At 70.0% G+C, this 21,700-nt stretch carries 21 protein-coding genes; 14 read left to right on the plus strand and 7 right to left on the minus strand.

Features of this window, described 5'->3' with window-relative positions; all coding sequences use genetic code 11:
* The first annotated feature begins 252 nt into the window (after positions 1-252).
* Positions 253-1,365 (plus strand): hypothetical protein, encoded by a 1,113-nt coding sequence (locus OG588_RS27365; RefSeq protein ID WP_405949610.1) that lies wholly within the window; start codon positions 253-255, stop codon positions 1,363-1,365.
* A gap of 92 nt (positions 1,366-1,457) precedes the next feature.
* Positions 1,458-2,036, plus strand: coding sequence for a Uma2 family endonuclease (locus OG588_RS27370; RefSeq protein WP_405953228.1), 579 nt, complete (start codon positions 1,458-1,460; stop codon positions 2,034-2,036).
* Here the strand turns inward: OG588_RS27370 and OG588_RS27375 are convergent, their stop codons facing one another.
* Positions 2,037-2,756 (minus strand): TSUP family transporter, encoded by a 720-nt coding sequence (locus OG588_RS27375; RefSeq protein ID WP_405949611.1) that lies wholly within the window; start codon positions 2,754-2,756, stop codon positions 2,037-2,039.
* Between the two features lie 154 nt (positions 2,757-2,910).
* Between OG588_RS27375 and OG588_RS27380 the strand changes: the two genes are divergently transcribed.
* Positions 2,911-3,411 carry an SgcJ/EcaC family oxidoreductase gene (locus OG588_RS27380; RefSeq protein WP_405949612.1) on the plus strand — a complete coding sequence of 167 codons (501 nt, stop codon included), beginning with the start codon at positions 2,911-2,913 and terminating at the stop codon, positions 3,409-3,411.
* Here OG588_RS27380 and OG588_RS27385 read toward each other — a convergent pair.
* Together OG588_RS27385 and OG588_RS27390 are read right to left on the minus strand one after the other, a co-directional pair.
* Positions 3,377-4,666: an ATP-binding protein gene (locus tag OG588_RS27385; RefSeq protein ID WP_405949613.1), complete on the minus strand. Its 1,290-nt coding sequence runs from the start codon at positions 4,664-4,666 to the stop codon at positions 3,377-3,379. The genes OG588_RS27380 and OG588_RS27385 overlap by 35 nt on opposite strands.
* Positions 4,663-5,358, minus strand: a complete 696-nt coding sequence (locus OG588_RS27390) for a response regulator transcription factor (protein WP_405949614.1) — start codon at positions 5,356-5,358, stop codon at positions 4,663-4,665. Before OG588_RS27390 ends, OG588_RS27385 begins: the two co-directional genes overlap by 4 nt.
* A gap of 195 nt (positions 5,359-5,553) precedes the next feature.
* On the opposite strand from OG588_RS27390, the gene OG588_RS27395 reads away from it, so the two are divergent.
* From OG588_RS27395 to OG588_RS27410, 4 genes are all read left to right on the plus strand, one after another.
* Positions 5,554-6,825, plus strand: a complete 1,272-nt coding sequence (locus OG588_RS27395; protein WP_366099025.1) for an aspartate kinase — start codon at positions 5,554-5,556, stop codon at positions 6,823-6,825.
* Entirely contained in the window at positions 6,825-7,892 is a 1,068-nt protein-coding gene (locus OG588_RS27400; RefSeq protein ID WP_366099026.1) for an aspartate-semialdehyde dehydrogenase, read from the plus strand. Before OG588_RS27395 ends, OG588_RS27400 begins: the two co-directional genes overlap by 1 nt.
* Positions 7,893-8,416: 524 nt before the next feature.
* A complete protein-coding gene (locus OG588_RS27405) occupies positions 8,417-8,992 on the plus strand; it encodes a SigE family RNA polymerase sigma factor (RefSeq protein WP_019063113.1) in 576 nt (191 codons plus the stop codon).
* Positions 8,989-10,392: a hypothetical protein gene (locus OG588_RS27410; protein ID WP_405949615.1), complete on the plus strand. Its 1,404-nt coding sequence runs from the start codon at positions 8,989-8,991 to the stop codon at positions 10,390-10,392. The genes OG588_RS27405 and OG588_RS27410 overlap by 4 nt, the downstream gene beginning before the upstream one ends.
* 60 nt (positions 10,393-10,452) lie before the next feature.
* On the opposite strand, the gene OG588_RS27415 is transcribed toward OG588_RS27410, so the two are convergent.
* Positions 10,453-11,265 (minus strand): SURF1 family protein, encoded by an 813-nt coding sequence (locus OG588_RS27415; protein WP_405949616.1) that lies wholly within the window; start codon positions 11,263-11,265, stop codon positions 10,453-10,455.
* A gap of 171 nt (positions 11,266-11,436) precedes the next feature.
* Here OG588_RS27415 and OG588_RS27420 point away from each other — a divergent pair, with 171 nt between their 5' ends.
* The gene (locus OG588_RS27420; protein ID WP_405949617.1) at positions 11,437-13,236 is read left to right on the plus strand and encodes a prolyl oligopeptidase family serine peptidase; all 1,800 of its coding nucleotides are present in this window, start codon (positions 11,437-11,439) and stop codon (positions 13,234-13,236) included.
* A gap of 69 nt (positions 13,237-13,305) precedes the next feature.
* Here the strand turns inward: OG588_RS27420 and OG588_RS27425 are convergent, their stop codons facing one another.
* On the minus strand, positions 13,306-15,216 hold the full coding sequence (locus tag OG588_RS27425; protein WP_405953229.1) for an NAD-binding protein: 1,911 nt from the start codon (positions 15,214-15,216) through the stop codon (positions 13,306-13,308).
* 180 nt (positions 15,217-15,396) lie between these two features.
* On the opposite strand from OG588_RS27425, the gene OG588_RS27430 reads away from it, so the two are divergent.
* Positions 15,397-16,485: a permease gene (locus OG588_RS27430; RefSeq protein WP_405949618.1), complete on the plus strand. Its 1,089-nt coding sequence runs from the start codon at positions 15,397-15,399 to the stop codon at positions 16,483-16,485.
* Complete coding sequence (locus tag OG588_RS27435) at positions 16,482-17,294, plus strand: TIGR03943 family putative permease subunit (RefSeq protein ID WP_405949619.1); 813 nt, start codon at positions 16,482-16,484, stop codon at positions 17,292-17,294. Before OG588_RS27430 ends, OG588_RS27435 begins: the two co-directional genes overlap by 4 nt.
* Positions 17,295-17,351: 57 nt before the next feature.
* Here OG588_RS27435 and OG588_RS27440 read toward each other — a convergent pair whose 3' ends face one another.
* Positions 17,352-17,795 (minus strand): DUF5994 family protein, encoded by a 444-nt coding sequence (locus OG588_RS27440; protein WP_405949620.1) that lies wholly within the window; start codon positions 17,793-17,795, stop codon positions 17,352-17,354.
* 288 nt (positions 17,796-18,083) lie between these two features.
* On the opposite strand from OG588_RS27440, the gene OG588_RS27445 reads away from it, so the two are divergent.
* The 4 genes from OG588_RS27445 (at position 18,084) to OG588_RS27460 (ending at position 20,338) form a co-directional block, all read left to right on the plus strand.
* On the plus strand, positions 18,084-18,872 hold the full coding sequence (locus OG588_RS27445; RefSeq protein ID WP_405949621.1) for a hypothetical protein: 789 nt from the start codon (positions 18,084-18,086) through the stop codon (positions 18,870-18,872).
* A 134-nt stretch (positions 18,873-19,006) separates the two neighbouring features.
* Positions 19,007-19,333, plus strand: coding sequence for a MerR family transcriptional regulator (locus tag OG588_RS27450; RefSeq protein ID WP_405949622.1), 327 nt, complete (start codon positions 19,007-19,009; stop codon positions 19,331-19,333).
* Positions 19,334-19,581: 248 nt separating this feature from the next.
* Positions 19,582-19,785, plus strand: a complete 204-nt coding sequence (locus OG588_RS27455; RefSeq protein ID WP_019063123.1) for a cold-shock protein — start codon at positions 19,582-19,584, stop codon at positions 19,783-19,785.
* 193 nt (positions 19,786-19,978) lie between these two features.
* Positions 19,979-20,338, plus strand: coding sequence for an SCO5918 family protein (locus OG588_RS27460; RefSeq protein ID WP_405949623.1), 360 nt, complete (start codon positions 19,979-19,981; stop codon positions 20,336-20,338).
* Between the two features lie 123 nt (positions 20,339-20,461).
* Here OG588_RS27460 and OG588_RS27465 read toward each other — a convergent pair whose 3' ends face one another.
* Positions 20,462-21,520, minus strand: coding sequence for a PucR family transcriptional regulator (locus OG588_RS27465; RefSeq protein WP_405949624.1), 1,059 nt, complete (start codon positions 21,518-21,520; stop codon positions 20,462-20,464).
* Between the last annotated feature and the right edge of the window lie 180 nt (positions 21,521-21,700).

Here is a 21,700-nt window from a genome sequence, read left to right on the forward strand (position 1 = left end):
GGCTGGGTGAAATACAAACCAACCAACCAAGCCTGTACGTGAGTTGAGGCGGGTTTAACCCGAACGGGTGACATTCCATGATCGGCTTGCGCCGCAAGGTAAAGCCACTCTAGGTTCGCGGCAAACAAGCAAATAGATCGGCCCCGGTCGGTGCTACCAACACCGGCTCCGGGGCCTAGACCTACGAATCGAAGAGAGTCGATCGTGGCTTACGCCCAGCCTAGCCCTGCCCTGCCGTCCCCGTCGCACCCCATGGCCAATACGGGCTACGGAAAACGCGCCACGGGTGACGAAGACCCGCACGCCGACCCGGACTTCGCACACCTGCTCCCCCGAGACGCCGAGATCGCCGTCTTCGTCGACCACCTCGACAACGGTCACGCCATGGGTCACAAGGTGATCGCGGCCGAGCATCCCCACTACGGCCAGCAGGCCTGCCGTACGTCTCTCAAGAGCCTCACCGAGGTCGGCCACCTGCGCTGGATCAAGGAACACATCACCGTCGAGGACAACTCGATGCGGTGGGTGACGCGGACGTACTGGTCGCGTACGCCCAGGTCGGCGCGGTGGTGGGCCGAGTTCGCGCGTGAGCGCCACGGCAGGGACGTCACGCATGACTACCAGCCGGGCCTGGCGAGGACGGAGGACCCGGCTCCCGAGCCGGCGAGCGGGAGCGAGAGCGACGGGATCCCGGAGGCGGGCCCGACCTCAGAGCCCAACACCACCTCCGAACCCCGCACCACCCCCGACCCCCGCACCACCCCCGACCCCCGCACCACCCCTGAGCCCAGCGCCGCGTACCGCGCACTCGTCCAACTCCGCGCCACAGACCCCCGTATGTCCCTCTCCGAAGCCGATTGCCGAGCCCTCGAACCCCTCGCCGCCGAGTGGCTGACACGCGGCGCCACCCCTGCCGACATGGCCCGCGCGCTGACCGACGGACTGCCACCCACCATCACGAACCCGGGCGGATTCGCCCGCACCCGACTGGAGAGCAAGATGCCCCCGAAGAAGGACGACGCCGCCGGGACCCGCCCCCTCCGCGCCCGTGTGACCCGCGTGCTCATGGCCTGCGCCACCTGCGACGCCGACGAGCGGACGGCGAAGATCATCAACGGCGTGTGCGAGGAGTGCCGCGCGGAGCCGGACCTGAGCGAGGAGGAGATCAAGAAGGGCTTCGAGGACATCGCCTACCTGGGAACCACGACGGCCCGCTTCCTGAAGCAGAAGCTGGAACGCCGTACGGGCGGACCCGTGCCCGACACGTTCCGCTCCGTGCCGATCGAGGACCGCGTCCACTACCACTACCGAGACAACCGCGACCGCATCGCGAACGGCCTCCCGCCGAGGCGCTGGAACCCGTGACGGTCGAGATAGCGGCACGGAGGAGAGGGCGGAGGCCTATGAGCGTGCAGGACGTGCCGGTCGGGGCACTATGGAGTCGAGGAGGCGACGCCATGACCCCCAGGACCGAGCAGCAGCCCCAGATGTCCGTCGAGGAGTTCGAGCAGTTGGAACGCCATGCCCCCGAGACCGTGTGGCTGGAGTTCATCAATGGGAAGGTCCAGGTCAAGCCGGTGCCGGATGGCGACCACAGCGAGATCATCGCGTGGCTTCAGAGGTTGTGCATGCAGCAACGTCCCGAGCTGTGGCTGCATGGAGAGCGCGGCTTGAAAACGGAGCGATACCGCAAGGGACGTGCCCGGGCTGACGGTGTGCTCGTGCCGGAGGGCAGCCTCAAAGGCCATGGTGAGTGGTCGGAAACGGACCAAGCCCTGATGGTCGTGGAGGTCACGTCGCACGATTCCGACACGAATCAGCGCGACCGAGTCGAGAAGCCCGACGGGTACGCGGCAGCAGGTATTCCCGTCTACCTCCTCATCGACCGCGACGACTGCACAGTCACCGTGTTCACTCATCCCGAGGACGGCCGCTACCGGCAACAGGTGAACGCGCCGTTCGGCGCCCCCGTTGAGATCCCCGACCCCGTGAACATCACCCTGGACACCGACCCCCTCAAGGAGTTCGCCGACTGATCACAACCCCCACACCCCCTTCCCCACCGCCGTGACCCCACCCGCCAACGCCAACGACAACACCAGCAACCGCGCCCGAGGTTCAGGTATCCGCCCCGCGAGCCCCCGCCCGATCACCGCGCCCACGACCATCGCGGCGACGACCGCGACCCACCGCGCCCCACTCAACGACGGCACCCCGTTCGCCGCCACCGAGAACGCGTTGACGACGACCCCGTAGAACTGCGCGTTCGGCACGAACTCCCGTACCGTCCACCCCGCGTTGACCGCGTACAGGGAGATCGGCGGCCCGCCCACCCCCGCCGCCGCGTTCATGAACCCGCCCGCCGCACCCGCCGCGACCGCACCCTTGGTGCCCCGCAGGGCATGCACCCGGGCGCCGCGCATCACCAGCAGGACGGCGACCGTCACCAACCCTCCCATCACCAACAGGAGGACGGGTGGCGGCAGTTGGCGGGTCATCCACGCGCCCGCCGGTACCGTGCACACCGCCGCCGCGCACAGCGGCACCATCGCGCGGGCCCGTACCTGCCGCCAACCGCCCGCCAGGCCTACGACACTGATCGCACCGGCGGCGCAGTTCGCGAGGACGACCCCCTGGGACGGGCCGAGGAGCAGGACCAGCGCCGGTACGGCGACCAGGGCGAAGCCCATGCCCGTGAGCCACTGGACGGAAGCGCCGAGGAGGACGATTCCGCCCAGGAGTATGTCGGTGGTCATGGAGCAACATCATTCAGGGGAGGGGGTACGGCCCGCTACACCCCGTTAATTGGCCGATCCCTGGCCGCCCCCTGTACGTCCGCTGCACGGGCCCTAACCAGCGGAAAGAGAGTCTGGAGTCATCCCAAAGAGCACCAGTACAACTGGAGTTGAGATGACCCGCAGAGCCATCAGCAAGCGTGCAGCCGTCGTCACCGTCACCGCCGCCCTCGCCCTCGGTACCCTCGGCACCGTCGCCGCGACCGCAGGCCCCCAGCACGAGGCCAAGCCCACCAAGAAGCAGATAGCCGCCCTCTTCGACGGCTGGAACGCCGCCCTCCAGACCGGTGACCCGAAGAAGGTCGCGAACCGGTACGCGTCGGACGCCGTGCTCCTGCCCACCGTCTCCAACAAGATCCGCACCGACCGCGCCGAGATCGTCGACTACTTCGAGCACTTCCTGCCGAACAAGCCGGTCGGCAAGAAGGTCGAGACGATCGTCAACGTGCTGGACAGCAACTCCGCGATAGACACCGGCATTTACGAGTTCACGCTCACCGACCCGAAGTCCGGCGCCAAGCGTGTCGTCGAGGCCCGTTACACCTACGAGTACGAGAAGCGCGGCGGCAAGTGGCTGATCGTCAACCACCACTCCTCGGTGATGCCCGAAGGGTGATGACCACCGACAGGCCGTTGCCGGGGGCGTCCCGCAGGGTCACCGTTCCGCCGTCGTCCGTCACCAACTGGCGTACGACGGCGAGGCCCAGGCCCGAACCGGAGCGCCCGGTGAGACCCAGGCCGCGCCAGAAGCGGTCGAAGGCGCGGGACTTGTCCGCGTCGGACATGCCGGGGCCCTCGTCCGACACCGTCAACTCGACCTCGTCACCACGGAGTTCGGACCGTACGGTGATCGTCGCGCCGTCCGGTGACACCTCCAGGGCGTTCGACAGCACGTTGTCCAGGACCTGTTCGAGATGACCGGGACTGGCCAGCACCAGCGGCCGGCCGTCGACGACACTCCCCCCGAGCGCGATGTGTACTCCGCGCTCGTCGGCGGCCGGTCTCCACACCGAGAGGCGTTCCGCGACGATCTCCCGCAGGGGGAGAGGTTCCGCCGCTGTCACCTTCGCCTCCGCCCTCGCCAGTACCAGCAGGCCGTTGACCAGGCGGCTCATCCGGACCACCTCCGCCGTCGCCTGCTCGACGTCCTCCCGTACGAACTCGTCGTCCACGCCGTCCGCGATGTTGTCCAGCGAGAGTCTCAACGCCGTGAGCGGGGTGCGGAGTTGGTGGGAGGCGTCGGCCACGAAGATGCGCTGCGAGGCGATGAGGGTGTCGAGGCGTTCGCCCGCCTGGTTCAGCGTCCTGGCCAGCGTCTGGGTCTCGTGCGGGCCCGTCACGGGGGAGCGGGCGGTCAGGTCGCCGTCGCTGAACCTGCTTGCCATGTCGTTGAGTTGGCGCAGGGGGCGGGTCAGGCGGCGGGCGACGATCGCGCCCAGGCCGGCCGCCACCGCCAGGACCCCTACCGCGAGGATCGCGCGGAAACCCCAGATCTGCACCAGGCGCCGGGTCAGGTCGGAGGTCGGGTACGTGATGCGTACGGCGCCGACCGTCCGGCCGTCGCGCCGCGCCGGTGCCGTCACCTCCAACTCCCCGTCGCCCCAGTGCGTCGCGGTCTTCGCGCGCGAGGCGGGCAGGACCTCGGCCGTACCGGGGGTCTCCTGCGCGTACGCCACCACCATGCGGTCCAGGGCGGAGCGCGAGGCGGCGTCGCCGCTCAGCAACAGGGCCATGGTCTTCGCCTCGCGCTCCACCGACTGCTCTGTGTCACCGCGGAGTTGGGCGGTCAGCGTGAAGGCGACGGGCACGGTGAAGGCCGTCAGTGCCACGGCCACGAGGAGGACGTAGCTGACGATGAGCTGTCGGATCATGACGGCGACGATCCATCGCCGGAGGTGACGATCTCCAGGCGGAAACCGACTCCCCGTACCGCCTCGATCGTGATCGCGCCCGCCAACTTCCTCCGTAGCGCCGCCACATGGACGTCGAGTGTTTTCGTCGGGCCGAACCAGTTCGCGTCCCAGACCGCTTCCATGATCTGTTCGCGGGACATCAGCGCGCCGGGTTCCTCGGTGAGGAACGACAGCAGGTCGTACTCCTTGGGGGCGAGCGGGATCTCCTCGCCGTCGAGGCGGACCCGCGCGGCCTTGCGGTCGATGGTGAGGCGGGTGCCGTAGGCGTCGGGGCCGGCGGCCTCCAAAACCGTCCGCGGCTGGGCTCGGCGCATCACCGCCCTTATGCGGGCAATGACCTCCCGTACCCCGAACGGTTTCGAGACGTAGTCGTCCGCGCCCAGCTCCAGGCCGACCACCCGGTCCGTCTCGTCGCTGCGCGCGCTGATCACGATGATCGGGACGTCGCCGCGGGCGCGCAGCGCCCTGCAGACGTCCAGGCCGTCGGTGTCGGGCAGGCCGAGGTCGAGCAGGACGACGTCGTAGGGGGCGGAGTGGGCCAGGGCGGCGGCGCCCGTGGTGACCCAGTCGACCTCGAAGCCGTAGCGGATCAGGCCGCGTCGCAGGGACTCGGCGACCGGCTCATCGTCTTCCACCAGAAGTACGCGCACACGGCGCACCTTAATGCTTGAAACTTAATTCACAGCTCTCACTTGTGACGCTCGGCACTTTTCCGGCACCCCTTAAGTGGGCATGCGCTGACCTGGGCGTCCGAAGCTTCCGAATCTCACCATGCGATACCGCGGAAGCGAATTTCGGGTGCTCGTTAAACTGAGCCGACACACAGGACTGAGCGAGGAGCGCACGTGGGCCTTGTCGTGCAGAAGTACGGAGGCTCCTCCGTAGCCGATGCCGAGGGCATCAAGCGCGTCGCCAAGCGAATCGTAGAAGCGAAGAAGAACGGCCACCAAGTGGTCGTCGTCGTTTCCGCGATGGGCGACACGACGGACGAGCTGATCGATCTCGCCGAGCAGGTATCTCCGATGCCCGCCGGGCGTGAGTTCGACATGCTGCTGACCGCCGGAGAGCGGATCTCCATGGCGCTGCTGGCCATGGCGATCAAAAACCTGGGGCATGAAGCCCAGTCGTTCACCGGTAGCCAGGCAGGCGTCATCACCGACTCGGTCCACAACAAAGCGCGGATCATCGACGTCACGCCCGGTCGGATCCGTACGGCGTTGGACGAGGGCAACATCGCCATCGTCGCCGGGTTCCAGGGCGTCAGCCAGGACAAGAAGGACATCACCACGCTGGGCCGGGGTGGCAGTGACACCACCGCCGTCGCGCTGGCCGCCGCGCTCGACGCCGAGGTGTGCGAGATCTACACGGACGTCGACGGTGTGTTCACCGCCGACCCGCGGGTGGTGCCGAAGGCGCGGAAGATCGACTGGATCGTCTTCGAGGACATGCTGGAGCTCGCCGCCTCCGGCTCCAAGGTGCTGCTCCACCGCTGTGTGGAGTACGCCCGCCGATACAACATCCCGATCCATGTGCGGTCCAGCTTCAGTGGACTTCAGGGCACCTGGGTCAGCAGTGAGCCGATTGGGGACCAGAAGGTGGAGCAGGCCATCATCTCGGGTGTCGCGCACGACACCTCCGAGGCCAAGATTACGGTCGTCGGCGTGCCGGACAAGCCGGGCGAGGCCGCGGTGATCTTCCGGACGATCTCCGACGCCCAGGTCAACATCGACATGATCGTGCAGAACGTGTCGGCCGCCTCGACGGGTCTGACCGACATCTCCTTCACCCTTCCCAAGGCGGAGGGCCGCAAGGCCATCGACGCCCTGGAGAAGAACAAGGACGGCATCGGCTTCGAGTCGCTGCGCTACGACGACCAGATCGGGAAGATCTCGCTGGTGGGCGCCGGGATGAAGACGAACCCGGGCGTCACCGCCGACTTCTTCACCGCCCTGTCCGACGCGGGCGTCAACATCGAGCTGATCTCGACCTCCGAGATCCGTATCTCGGTGGTCACCCGCGCCGACGACGTCAACGAGGCCGTCCGCGCCGTGCACACGGCGTTCGGCCTCGACTCCGACAGCGACGAAGCCGTCGTCTACGGAGGCACCGGCCGCTGATGGCCACAACCGGAGCGACCGTGCGTCCGACGCTCGCCGTGGTGGGAGCGACCGGAGCCGTCGGCACGGTCATGCTCCAGATCCTGTCCCAGCATGCGGACATCTGGGGCGAGATCCGCCTGATCGCCTCTCCGCGCTCGGCCGGCCGCAAGCTGGTCCTGCGCGGGGAGCAGGTCGAGGTGGTGGCCCTGACGGAGGAGGCCTTCGACGGCGTCGACGTCGCGATGTTCGACGTCCCCGACGAGGTCTCCGCCCAGTGGGCGCCGATCGCCGCCGCCAAGGGCGTGGTCGTCGTCGACAACTCGGGCGCCTTCCGGATGGACCCGGAGGTGCCCCTGGTGGTCCCCGAGGTCAACCCGCACAAGGTGCGGCACCGCCCCCGCGGGATCATCGCCAACCCGAACTGCACGACCCTGTCGATGATCGTCGCCGTGGGCGCGCTGCACGCCGAGTTCGGGCTGCGCGAGCTGGTGGTGTCGTCGTACCAGGCGGTGAGCGGGGCCGGGCGGGCCGGGGTGGAGACCCTGCGCCAGCAGCTGTCCCTCGTGGCCGGTACGGACCTGGGCACCAAGCCCGGTGACGTACGGCGGGCCGTCGGGGACAACACCGGGCCGTTCCCGGAGCCGGTCGCGCTGAACGTCGTACCGTGGGCCGGGTCCCTGCGCGAGGACGGCTGGTCCTCGGAGGAGATGAAGGTGCGGGACGAGTCCCGCAAGATCCTCGGGCTGCCCGCGCTGCCGGTCGCCGTGACCTGCGTGCGCGTCCCGGTGGTCACCACGCATTCCCTCACCGTCCATGCCCGGTTCCAGGGCGAGGTCACCGTGGACGGGGCGCGCGAGATTCTCGCTACGGCGCCTGGTGTCGTCCTCTTCGACAATCCGGCCGCCGGAGAGTTCCCGACGCCCGCCGACGTGGTGGGCACCGACCCGACCTGGGTGGGGCGGCTGCGGCGGGCGCTGGACGACCCGACCGCGCTCGAACTCTTCGTCTGCGGGGACAATTTGCGCAAGGGAGCGGCCCTCAATACCGCGCAGATCGCCGAGCTGGTGGCGCGCGAACTGGCCTGAGCACGGGCCCAACTCGCCCTGCCCCGCCGTAAATCCGCTGGCCAGTGGCGCCCGGGTTTGTAGGATCAGTGTGCGCGATGTGGCCGGATTAATGGTTGGGACCACTTGAATCCAGCCACCTCCGCATCCGAAGATTTCACTCCCCGCTTTCCGCAACCGCGCGGCGAGCGGGGAGCGTCTTTGCGAACGCCCTTCAGGTGGGCGCGTGGTGATGCGGTAAGGGACGTGGGGACGTCCCGGACATTTCGTGACACAGGGGAAGAGCGGGTAGGCATGAGGGTGTTCGACGCACTGCCGGTTGTGCTGCCTGACACCAGACGGGTGGGTGATGACGCCGGGCAGGTGGGCGGTGACGGCAGACAGGTGTGTGGACTGTCTGTTTCGTCTGACGTAAATGTGACGGCCGACGCGTACAACCCCCAAGGGGGGAAGTGTGTCCAACTGGCGTGGCTCAGGTACTCGACTTCACTGCGGCACGCGGAACGGCCCTCCGGCCTCCGCGTGGATCCCGTGCGCCCGGCGGCATGCCGGTGATCGCGCCGATGCCCGCAGCGCGGCCCGCCCGCATCCCGAACCAGCGTGACGGTGTCGACGACGCCGTCGCGGCCGGAACGACGGTCGACCATCTCACCGAGACCTATCGGGCGCACTACCGCTCGCTGCTCGGCCTGGCCGCACTCCTCCTCGACGACACCGCCTCCTGCGAGGACGTCGTCCAGGAGGCGTTCATCCGGGTCCACTCGGCGCGCAAACGTGTCCGTGACCCCGAGAAGACCCTGGCGTATTTGCGCCAGACCGTCGTCAACCTCTCCCGCTCGGCCTTGCGCCGCCGCATCCTCGGCCTCAAGCTCCTCTCGAAGCCGATGCCGGACATGGCCAGCGCGGAGGAGGGCGCCTACGACCTGCTGGAGCGCGACTCCCTCATCAAGGCCATGAAGGGACTGCAGCGCCGCCAGCGCGAGGTCCTGGTGCTGCGCTACTTCGCGGACATGACCGAGGCGCAGGTCGCCGAGTCGCTCGGCATATCGCTGGGCTCGGTGAAGGCGTACGGCTCGCGCGGGATCGCCGCCCTCCGGATCGCCATGGAGGCCACGGCATGAGCGACAAGGCCGACGGAAACGGCACGGCCGAGGGAAATAGCACGGCCGACGGTAACGGCGCTGCCGACGGAAACGGCATCGCCGAGGGAAGCGGCTCGCGTGAACGGCGCGAGCGGGACGTCCGGCGCGGTCCGACCTGGGCGCGCAAGGAACAGCCGAACGAAACACATGCTGGGAACGGAACTGTGAACCACGGCCCCGACGAACAGAGCCCCAACGGGCCGAGCCTCGACGGGAACCCCGAGAACCCTGAGAACTCCGGGGGTTCCGGGGACATCGAGGGACGGCACCCCGTAGGACCCGTAGGACCCGTAGGACCTCCGGGCCCCGGAGGACAGGGCCCCGACGAGCACGGCAACGACCCGCACGGCAATGACGTATTCGGCGCCGCCGTATTCGGCGCCGAAGGGTTCGACCCCGACGAGCTGGCCCTGCGCCGACTGCTCCACCAGGCGGTCCAGGAGGTCGAGCCGCGCGACGGCACGCTGGACCACCTGCGCAAGGCGGTACCGGCCCGCCGGGCCCGCAAGCGCCAGGCCCTCGTCGGCATGGCGGCCACCGTGCTCTTCTTCGGCACCGCCATCCCGGCCCTCGTGCACGTCTCGAACTCCACCGGTTCCGACGCCGACCCGTCCATCATGGGCAACAGCTCACAGGCGCAGGGCGGCACCAGCCAGGGCAAGAACCCGGACGGCGGTTCCAGCACCTCGGGCGGTACCTCGGGGCGGGCCACGCAGAACCCGGGCGGCCACAAGAACGACGGCACGGGCAAGGCCACCGGCCGCGGCACGGTGACCGCCAATCCCTCGGCCACCATCGGGACGGCCGCGCCCCTCTGCACGGCCGAGCAGTTCGGCGCGACCAACTCGACGGTGGACGCCCCCGACACGGGCGGCACCGTCTACGGCACGTTCACCGTCACCAACACGTCCACCACGAGCTGTACGGTCGGCGGCGCCGGAACCGTGGGCTTCTCGACGCTGGGTGCCGCGGACTCCGCCAAGATCGGCGTGAAGCAGCACAGCTCCGGGGACGTGGCGGCCGGGCTGCCGGACCCGTCGACGGAGCCTTCCCAGCTGGTGCTCCTGCCGGGTTCCTCCTATCTGGTCAAGTTCGCGTGGGTGCCCTCCGAGACCTGCCCCACCAGCAGTACCAGCACTGGCGGCACCACCACCGGCGGTTCGACGGCCAGCCCGTCGCCCAGCGAGGACACCAGCACCAGCAGCGGGTCCACGGCCGGTGACACGGGTACGTCGGCCCAGCTTCTCGAGGACGGCACGCTCGACGGCAGTGTCGTGGTCTCCCACACGGCGGAGACGGGCTCGCCGACGGTCTCGGCGACGGTGTCCAACGCGTGCGCGGGGACGATCTACCGGACGGGTGTGCTGGCCGGGTCGTAGACCGACTGTCGGTCCGCGAGCAGTCGGCCGGGTCGGGGGACCCGGCGGTGTCGGGCCACGTCAGACGGTCGCGTGGGCCGCTTCTTCGTCCTCGTTCTCGTCCTCGTTTTCGTCCTCGGGCACCAGACCCAACTCCGCGTCCCGCGCGAACTCCACCTCGCGGCGCAGCAGCCGGAACCACATGAAGACGACGAAGCCCGCGAAGACGAACCACTCGCCGGTGTAGCCGAGGTTCTGGAACGCCTTCAGGTCGAGCCCGGTGTTCGCGGGCGCGGTCGCCGGTACGGCCGTCATCCCCGAGTCGCCCTTGTCGAGGGTGATCCACGCGTCGTACAGGTGGTACGGGACCAGGTTCACCAGCGAGGCCGCGCTGATCGCGGCGGTCTGGCCGGACGGCAGTCCGCCCTGGGCGCTGACGCCGTTGTCGCCGGGCGTCTCGGACGCTTGCAGCGAGCCGGTGACGGTGACTTCGCCGGTGGGCGCGGCCGGCGCTTTGGCGGCGTCGGGCCTGCCGGGGAGCCAGCCGCGGACGACGGGGAGGGCCTTGCCGTCGTCGGTGCGCAGCAGGGTCAGGACGTAGTAGCCGTTCTTCCCGTCCAACTGGCGGTCGGGGACGAGGAGTTGCTTGCCGTAGCGGCCGGTCGCGGTGGTCTGCCGACCCGAGGTGGTCTGATCGACGGGCAGGAGTTCGGCGAGGGGGCGCGCGGCTTCCGTGCGGTCGGTCTCGACCTGCTTGGTGGCCTGGTGGCTGCTGTCCACGCGCGCCTGGAACCGGCTCAGCTGCCACGACCCCATGAAGATGCAGAAGGGGATGGCGAGCAGTACGAAGACGTTGATGCCCCACCAGCGCGATGTCAGCAGAAACCGGTACACGCCTTCCACGGTACGGGGCTGTCGTGGGGGCCTTGGCCCGGGGGTCGGCCCGAAGGTCCGCCCGATGGTTCACCGGGTGTCGGCAATGCTGTGGCCGGGTCTTGGTCGAAGTTATCCACAGGCTGAGGATCCGACCAGTGCAATGTCTTTGTGGGCGGGCAGTATGGGGCCATGACTGAGAGCAACGGGTCCGAGAACACACCGGACTGGGAGAAGCGCTTCCGGGCGCCCCGAGTGTCCCTGCCCGACTGGGCGGAGGACGCACCCGACCGTTCCCTGTTCGTGTCGAACGCGACGGGGACGTATGAGCTGTACGCCTGGGACCGGGCGACGGGCGAGCAACGCCAGGTCACCGACCGGCCGAACGGCACGACGGACGGTGTGCTCTCCCCGGACGGGGAGTGGATCTGGTGGTTCGACGACAAGGACGGCGACGAGTTCGGCGTCTGGCGCCGCCAGCCCTTCAAGGGAGGACCGGACGAACCCGCCGTCCCCGGCCTCGAACCGTCCTACCCGGCCGGGCTCGCCCTCGCGCGCGACGGCAGGACCGCCGTGGTCGGCCGCTCCACGGACGAGGACGGTACGACGATCCACCTCGCCCGCACCGGTGACGAGACCACGCTGCTCTACCGGCACCGCGAGTCGGCGGGCGTCGGCGACCTCTCGCACGACGGTTCGCTGATCGCCATCGAGCACACCGAGCACGGCGACGCGATGCACTCCGCGCTGCGCGTCCTGCGCCCGGACGGCACGGCGGTCGCCGACCTGGACGACACCAAGGGCGGCACCGAGGAGTTGGGCCTGGAGGTCCTCGGCTTCGCACCGGTCGACGGTGACACCCGCCTCCTCATCGGCCATCAGCGGCGCGGCCGTTGGGAACCCCTGGTGTGGGACGTGGTCAAGGGCGGCGAGAGCGACCTGTCCCTGAACCTGCCCGGCGACGTGAGCGCCGAGTGGTACCCGGACGGCTCGGCCCTCCTCATCGCGCACAGCTTCGAGGCCCGCAGCGAGATGTTCCGCTACGACCTCGCGTCGGGCGAGCTGGAGAAGGTGCCGACACCGCCCGGTTCGGTCTCGGGCGCGACGGCCCGCCCCGACGGCAGCGTCGAGTACCTCTGGTCGTCGGCCGCCGAACCGTCCGCCGTGCGCTCGACGACGGGCGAGGTGGTCCTGGACCCGCCCGGCCTGAAGTCCCCCGGCTCGGTCCCGGTGGAGGACGTGTGGGTGGAAGGCCCCGGCGGCCGCATCCACGCCCTGGTCCACAAGCCGGCGGGCGCGACGGGCCCGCTCCCCACGGTCTTCGACATCCACGGCGGCCCGACCTGGCACGACAGCGACTCCTTCTCGGCGGGCCCGGCGGCCTGGGTCGACCACGGGTACGCGGTCGTCCGGGTCAACTACCGCGGTTCCACCGGCTACGGCCGCGCGTGGACCGACGCACTGAAGTACCGGGTCGGCCTGATCGAGCTGGAGGACATCGCGGCGGTCCGGGAGTGGGCGATCACGTCCGGTCTCGCCGACCCCGCCCGCCTGATCCTCACCGGCGGCTCCTGGGGCGGTTACCTCACCCTTCTCGGCATCGGCACCCAGCCCGACGCGTGGACCCTGGGCATCGCGGCGGTCCCGGTCGCCGACTACGTCACGGCATACCACGACGAGATGGAAGCCCTGAAGGCCATGGACCGCACCCTGCTGGGCGGCACCCCGGAAGAGGTCCCGGCCCGCTTCGAGGCATCCTCCCCGCTGACCTACGTCGACGAGGTCACGGCCCCGGTCTACATCTCGGCCGGCGTCAACGATCCGCGCTGCCCGATCCGCCAGATCGACAACTACGTGAAGCGGCTTGAGTCGCGGGGCGCGGTGCACGAGGTGTACCGGTACGACGCGGGGCACGGGTCGCTGGTGGTGGACGAGCGGATCAAGCAGGTGAAGTTGGAACTGGACTTCGCGGAGCGGCACTTGGGGAAGTAGGCAGGGTTTCCCAAAGGGTTGTTCTTCTCGCGAGTCGCGTGCGGAGCGGGGATCCGGACTCCCCGCTCCCTACGTCCCCGCCCGGTCCCGGGGCCGCCGCCCCAGCAACTCCGCCAACCCCCGACGGGTGGCGGCCAGCACAACCCGGTCCGAGCTCCGCAGGACATACGTGTCGGGGAGGTCCCACACCAACCCCGACCGCCGTACGTCCTCGGCGGCGTCCCGCGTCGCCGTGTCCAAGGCAAGCACCCGCCACGACCCGGCCCGGAACGCCTCGGCGATGGTCTTCCCGTCCAGCTGGGGATGCCCGCCCACCGTCATCGCCGCGAACAACAGCACCCGCCGCTCGACAGGGATCGCCCCCAGGATCTGCCGCCCCATCATCGCCCCGGCGAACGCGGGCGCGGCCAGATGGGACACGCTCCGGCTCCGGGTCAGGGCGCCGGGGTGCGCGGCGCGCAGGGTGCGGTACACGGCGGTGGCGAAGTCGTCGTCGTAGAGCCGGAGTACGACCCGTAGATCCGGCCGCACGGACCGTGCGTACAGCACCGCTTCGAGGTTGGTCGTGTCGGAGCTGGTGACCGCGAGGAGGGCGTGGGCGCGGTGGATCTTGGCGGATTCCAGGACGCCCTCCTGGGTGACGTCACCGAGGATCACCGGCACCCGCAGCCGGCGCGCGACCGCGAGCCCGCGTGCCTCGGGGTCGGCCTCGACGCACACCACGGGGATGTTGAGTTCGCGCAGCCGGGTCAGCACCCGGGTGCCGATCTTGCCGAGCCCGAGCAGCACGACATGCCCACCGAGCCCCCGAGGCGGCTTGCGCAACGCGGACGCCGTACGGAAGGTGCCCAGCGCTTCCAGCACGGCGGCCAGCAGCACCGGCAGCATCAGCAACCCGACAAGACCGGAGAGGAGTTGAAGGATTTGCCGGCCCAGGGCTTCCCCGATCGCGGGGTCGTCGATCGCGAACAGGTCGAGCAGTGTCAGGTAGAAGGCCCGCACGGGATGGATACCGGTCACCAGCCACAGCGAGACGGCGAGCGCGACCACACACGCCACCATGCCCGCCAGCGACCACCGCAGCCGTCGCGAGAACAGCGAGGAGAACGCCGGTACGACACCGCCTCCGCGCCCGCCCGGCAACTGCGGCCCGGCGTACGACACTTGCTCCAGGACGACCGTTCCGCGCCCGGTGGCGGAGGCGACGGCCGCCGCGTCGGGCAGCAGGCGCGGGCCCTGTTCGCCCATGCCCTCGGAGCCGTCCGCACCGGCCGGGTCGCTGCTGGTCGCCGACAGCAGGGCGAGCGTGGCGAGCCCCGGGTCGGCGACCTGCCCGGGCCCCGGCGGCGGCCGTTCCACCGCGCGCAGCAGCAGCCCGTCGGTCTGGACGACCTTGCTGGTACCGGCGAGCGCGGTGGCGGCCAGCGCGGGTGCGGCGGTGTCGGCGTCGGACAGGACGGTGGTCGAGGTGTCGAACCCGGAGCCGGTCCCGCCACTCGTCCCGTCGCCGGTCGCCAACGCGGCGGCCTGGTCGAGGAGTTCCTCGATGTGCTGGCCGAGCCGCCGGTTGTAGAGGCGGATCACCAGCCGGATACGGGGGTTGAGACGGCGGGCGGTGAGGGCGGCGCGGATGTTGGTCTCGTCGTCGTCGTAGACGAGGGCCAGCGCGGTCGCCCGCTCCACGCCCGCCTCGGCGAACACCGCCTCGGTCAGCTCGGCGACCTCCAACACCCGTTCCCCGCGCGGGGGTTCGGGGGTGAGAGGTGCGGTGGTGCCGGTGCCGCCATTGCCGTTGGCCCGGCCCACCGCCGCGTTGACCCGGTCGAGCAGCGCGGCGGAGGCGGCACGCGCGCGGCCGACGACGGGTTGGCGGGCGGTGGCCTCGGAGAGCGGGACGACGAGGGTGATCTGCTCGCCGTAGACACTGCGCAGTTCGACGGCGAGCCGGTGCGCGAGCGCGTCGTCGCCGCACACCACCATGTGTGCCCGGGCGTTGCCCGGAGGGGTCTGATTCGGAACGCTGCTCGCCACGAGGGGAAAGACTGCCCCAAGGAGGCGGGTGGTTCCAGTATTCCGCTGAACACCCGTGCCCCGACTGCCGTATGCAGAGACAGGGAGCAAAACTCGCGAAAACAGGCGTCTGCCGGAGGTATCTCACCCGTGGCCATCACCACCGAACCAGCCGCGCCGACCACGGACCCGCCTCAGCAGCCACCCGCGCCCGCGACGCCGGCCGCGCCCGCCAAGGAGTCGTCGGCCGCGCCCGCCAAGAAATCACCGGACGTGGCGGCGAAGGACGGCTGGCAGCTCAACTCGCCGCTCGTGCTGACCATGGTGCTGCTCCTGGTCGTGCTGGCGCAGGGCCCGGTCCGGCAGGCCCTGTCCGCGCCGGTGATGCAGAGCTGGATGACGGTGTTCGTGGCGGTGGTCGTGCAGGCGCTGCCCTTCCTGGTGCTGGGCGTGCTGCTGTCGGCGGCGATCGCGGTGTTCGTACCGGCCACGTGGTTCACCCGCGCGCTGCCCAACAACCCTGTGCTGGCCGTACCGGTGGCCGGGATGGCGGGCGCGATCCTGCCGGGCTGCGAGTGCGCGTCGGTGCCGGTGGCCGGGGCGCTGGTGCGCCGGGGGGTCACCCCGGCGGCGGCGATCGCGTTCCTGCTGTCCGCCCCGGCGATCAACCCGATCGTGCTGACGGCGACAGCGGTGGCGTTCCCGCGCAACCCCGAGATGGTGCTCGCCCGGTTCGCGGGCAGTCTGCTCGTGGCCTGTGCGATGGGCTGGCTGTGGCAGCGGATCGGCCGTACCGACTGGCTGCGCCTGCCCGCCCACGAACCGCACGAGGGGGAGACCAAGGGGGCCGCGTTCTGGGGCTCGGTGCGGCACGACGTGATGCAGGCCGGCGGGTTCCTCGTCCTCGGCGCGATGTCGGCGGCGACGCTCAAGGCGGTGGCACCCGCGAGCTGGCTGCGCACGGCCGCCGACAACCCGGTGGTGGCGATCCTCGCCCTCTCGATCCTCGCCGTACTGCTGTCGATCTGCTCGGAGGCGGACGCGTTCGTGGCCGCGTCGCTCACCCAGTTCTCGCTCACGGCCAAACTCGCGTTCCTGGTGGTGGGCCCGATGATCGACCTGAAACTGTTCGCCATGCAGGCCGGCACCTTCGGCCGTGGCTTCGCGCTGCGCTTCGCACCGGCCACCTTCGTCCTCGCCATCGCGGGCGCGGTCGTCACCGGGGCGGTGCTCCTGTGAACCGGCAGGCACAGGCGGCGGTCCTGTTCCTGGTCGGCGCGGCCCTGCTGCACGCGGGCTTCACCAACCTCTACCTGCGCTACGTCAAGGCAGGCCTCCAGCCGCTCCTGCTGCTCTCCGGCGCGGTCCTGATCGTGGCCGCGCTGGCGACGGCCTGGTACGAGTGGCGCCGGGCACGGATGGAGAAGGCCCACGCGGAAGCGCCCGCAGCCGCCCAGGCGGAAGCGCACGCAGAAGCCCACGCGGAGGCCCACACCGAGACCGAGACCCACGAGGACGCCGCTCACGAGGGCCACGCCCACCGCGAACCCCGTATCGCCTGGCTCCTGGTCCTCCCCCTCTTCGCCCTGATCCTGGTCGCCCCACCGGCCCTCGGTTCCTACAGCGCGGTCCGCACGGGCACAGCCATCCAGCAGCCCTACGGCCTCTCCAAGCTCCCCGCCAGCAACCCGCTCACCATCGGACTGGTCGACTACGCGACCCGCGCGGTCTACGACCACGGTCGCTCCCTCGGCACCCGCCGGCTCAAGGTCACCGGCTTCATAGCCCTGGACAAGTCGGGCTCCCCGTACCTCGTCCGCATGGCCCTCAACTGCTGCGCGGCGGACGCTCAGCCGGTCAAAATCGCGCTAACGGGCAAGATCCCACCGGTACTTCAGCCCGACACCTGGCTGGAGGTCTCCGGCACCTACAGCGCCAAGCAGACCAAGGACCCCATCAACAACCGCCCGATCCCCTACTTCCAGGTCACCCTGGCCAAACCGGTCCCGACGCCGAAGGACCCGTACGACGAGAGCTGGAACCAGTAACTGGCTTGGTTTCAGGCTGGGTTGGCCACAGTGCTCGGCCGGGGTTGGTCATCATGCTCAGCCGACGTTGGCCACGGCGGTCGCCATCATCGACTCGGCGGCCTCCTCGGTCAGCTCCGGCGGTACGACCAGCAGGTCCCAGCGGCCCCGGCCCGGGGTGAGCAGCGTGACGGTGTTCGGGGCGTGCACAGCGGTGGTCCTGTGCAGTCGTACGACCTGGTTGTGCACGAGCATCCGGCCGGGGGCGCCGGACCAGATCGTCCCGTTCACCATGACGCTGACGATGTGCCCCCAGGTCCGGGGCAGCCCGGCGAGCAGCCGGGGTACCTCGGTGAGCACGTCGTAGGAGTGCGGCCACCAGGCTCCGTCGAGGCGGCGCGGTACGGCGGTGTGCGGTGCGAGGCGCAGCCGGAGGAGAGGCGGGGCGGCCTGCTCCACGTCCGGCGAAGAAGCGGGAGTGTCCGTGGCGGGCGAACTATGGGTGTCCGTGGGCGCGTTCATGTCGCGGTCCCTGTCCCCGGCCGTCCGTCGTGCGGCGGTCCGGTGCCGTGGTGCACTGGGAACGACGACGGCGCCAGAGCCGAGGTGCGGAGAACTCCCGGTACTGCTCACCGTACTCCCGCCCCGCGCGGGCCGGCCTGCGCCGGAGGCACTCCGAGGCTCTCCGCGGCCCGCGGGCGTACCGTGAAAGGACCGAGGATTTCTCGTGTGCCGGATCGCACCGGTGCCGTTCTCGGCGAACCACGACGCCGGGGCGGATGTGTCCGCGCCCGGGGCAGGGCTCAGCCCATGACCGTGAATGTGCCCGGTCGGCCGGTGACCGCGGCCCTCGTCGGACACGGCGGCGCCGACGGGACGCGCGGGGAGCAGACGTGGTCGTCCCGTCGCGAGCGCGGCCCCTCGCCCTGGGAAGGGGACCGCGTCCGCCCGCTCAGCCGACGCCAGATCGAGGACCGCTTCCAGGACCTGGGCGTGCTGTACGAGGAGACCTGCGGCGGCGCGCGCACCGGCAACCGTTCCCGTACCGCCTTCCTGCGGCGCCTGGCCGGTGATGTCCGACGGCCAGGTTTCGTCCTGCTGATCGCCGAGAACACGACCCTGACGGCCTGTGCCTACGGCTTCCCCGTGCGCGTCGGCGATCCCTGGTGGCAGGGCCACGACACCCGGCTGCCCCGGCTGCTGCACGGCCTCGCGGTCACCGGCGGACTCTTCGCCGTCTCCGGGATGGTCGTCCCGCCCCGCGTGCGCACCCACTACCAGGACCGGGACTGGAACCTCGCCCGACGCCTCCAGGGCCGGCTGCTCGCCGATCACGCGCCGGCCCTCGGCGTCACCCTGATACCCCACACCGACACCGAGACCCTGGCGGCCTACCGGGCCTGGGGCTGGCAGGACGTCGCGACGGGCCCCGCGTCCGAGTCCGTACGAGCGGTATCCGAGTCCGTACGAGCGGCATCCGGACCCGTACGGGGGCCTTCCGACCCCGCACGAGCCCCCGAACGGAGCCCCTTGGCGGGCCCGGATGCTCTTGATCCACGGCTCCCCGGCCCCTGCCAGGTGCTGGTTCTGCGCCACTGAGAGCGTCAACCGGTGGCAGTACATCTGTGTTCGCCGCGACAGAGATTCGCCGGGTGCGACTAGAGTTCCCGTACGGGGGAACCAGCTCCCGCGGCAGGCCGACCCCGCCCGGGTGGCCCGCAGGAAAGGTGTACATGCCCGCAGAAAGCCAGCAGCCCGCGGCCGACCGGCTCGACGACGACGACTACCCCGCCTACACCATGGGCCGGGCCGCCGAGCTGATCGGCTCCACCCCCGGTTTCCTCCGGTCACTGGGTGAGGCCGGGCTGATCAACCCGAAGCGGTCGGACGGCGGTCACCGCCGCTATTCGCGCCGTCAGCTCCGTACGGCCTCGCGCGCCCGCGAGCTGGTCGATCAGGGGACGCCCATCGAGGCCGCGTGCCGGATCATCAGCCTGGAGGACCGCCTCGACGAGGCGTTGCGTCTCAACGAGGTCCTGCGTGGCAACGAGGAGCCGTAGCGAAGGGACGAGCCGCGCGGCTCGTCCCACGGTGAGAAAATCTGATGTCGGCGAAACAGAAATTCACCGTTTTGGACGGCGCTTTTCCCGCCCAATTCCCCCGCCCGGTAAATGGGTTCCGTGCTAGGCTGACTTCAGTTGCAGTTGTGGTTGCCAATTTTGAACCGGACCTCCGGTGCAGGTGATCATCACGGCGATGGAGGAGATTCGTAAAGTGCGGATCTCGTGCACTGCCTAGGAGTTAAGACATGGCCACCGGTACCGTGAAGTGGTTCAACGCGGAAAAGGGCTTCGGCTTCATCGAGCAGGACGGCGGCGGCGCTGACGTCTTCGCCCACTACTCGAACATCGCCACCCAGGGCTTCCGCGAGCTGCAGGAGGGTCAGAAGGTGACCTTCGACATCACGCAGGGCCAGAAGGGCCCGCAGGCGGAGAACATCGTTCCCGCCTAAGCACGCGAAGCTGCGAAACAGGGGCCCGCACCTTGGGTGCGGGTCCCTTTTCGTATCTCCTCATTTACCCGCCGTTCCCCCAGCCGTTGTTCTGGGCCGTTCCACGGCCGTTGTTCCGGCTTCCCCGGCTTCCCGGTTTTCCCCGCGGAGAAATCCTCCCCTCTCCTCCCGCTCGAACCCTTGGTGAGGCACCATGCGCTGCGTGATCGCCCGTTACCCCTTCGATCTGACGAAGAGCGAGGTGGAGGACATGCTCAAGGGCATCCGCCCGGAGCAGCCCGTCACCGGCCAGTGCGCCGTCATCAGTCGCAAGCTGTACCCGGTCAAGCAGGTCGGCGAGGTCATCACCAAGCAGGACCGCCGTGACTTCACCGCCTTCGAGGTGACCAGGGCCCTCACCCGGCTCGGCTTCACCTGCCACGAGACGCCGCCCGCGCCCGCGACACCCGCCGCGCCCGCGCCTTCGCCGGCCCCCGCCGAGGACAGCACCGCCGACACCACCGCGGACTCCGGCCCGGAATCGACCTCGTACATCGGTACCACCCTGGGCTGACGCCTCCGCCCGCACGTCCCCGCACACCCCGAGCGACCACGCCGCCGAGATCCATCCGGGCGCGAGGTCGCTCTTTGCGTCGCGGCCGGATGGATCTGTCGCGGCCGGATGGATCTACGGCCGTCACAGCTCCTTGTCGGGCCAGTCCAGCAGCCGTGCCCCGATGACCGCCGTCTGCAGCGTGTACCGCTGGCCGGGGTCCGTCGGATCCGCGCCGGTGAGCTGGTTGATGCGTTCCAGCCGGTAGGTCAGCGCGCGCACGCTCAGCGAGAGCCGGCGCGCGGACTCCGCCGCCACACAACCGGAGTCGAAGTACGTCGAGAGGGTGTCCAGCAACGGGCGCGCACCGCCGCGGGCCTTCGTGAGCGGCCCCAGCGCGTCGAGGACCAGATCGGCCATCGCCTGCCGGTCGCGCGTGAGCACCGGATAGACCAGCAGGTCGGCGGCGCGCAGGAGGGGGCCGTCCAGGTTGAGCCGCTCGGCCAGTTCGAGGGTGTTCAGGGCCTCTTCGTACGACTGGACGATCCCGCCCGCGCCCGGCTGCGGCCGGCCGATCGCCGCGCGGGCGCCCTCCGCGGCGGCGTACGACTGCTTGGCGAAGTGGGCGAGGATGTCGTCCTGGTCGCCGGGCGCGACGCACAGCATCCGGCCGGCCTTCGTGGTGAGCAGGATGCTGCGGTCACCGAAACGGCTGATCATCGCGCGCTCCACCTGACGCGGCACCGGCGCGCTCTCGTCGTACGGCGTCGGACCCTCGACCACGGCGACCGCGTGCGAGTGGGAGAGGCGCAGGCCGAAGCGCTCGGCGCGTTCCGCTAGCCGGCCCAGATCGCTGCGGCCGTAGAGCAGGTCGTCGATGAACTCCCGTCGTGCCGCCTCTTCCTGTCGTACGGCGAGACGCTGCGCGCGTTCGTAGCCCTCGGTGAAGGCGTCGACCACCTGCTGCATGGCGGCGAGGGTGCAGTCGGCGGCGCCGGGGGTCTGTGGCCAGGCGGTGCGGGTGGCGGTGAGATGGGCGCTGACCAGGGCGCGCAGTCCGTGGCCGGCCTCGGCGGCCTGTTCGCCCAGGGCGCGGCGGGTCTCCAACTCGGCCCGGGTCAGGCGACGTCCGGTGCCGGCGACCTCCGCCAGGAGCCGGTCATACCCCGCCAGATACTGCTCGGGTATTTCGCGCTCCGGCAACTCCGCCCCCCGTTTTCTTGACGCCCCGGTGACGCTTTCTTAGCGCGCCACCGGCATCAAGACCCTAATGAACACTGCCGGGTTCCGGCAATGCGCGGGCGCGCACCCCGCGTGCACCATGGCGCCAGGGGAGCACCGCGGAAGGTTCCGGTGCCGGACACCGGCAGGTGTCCCGCACCG

This window comes from Streptomyces prunicolor (assembly GCF_045162825.1).
Lineage (GTDB): Bacteria > Actinomycetota > Actinomycetes > Streptomycetales > Streptomycetaceae > Streptomyces > Streptomyces prunicolor.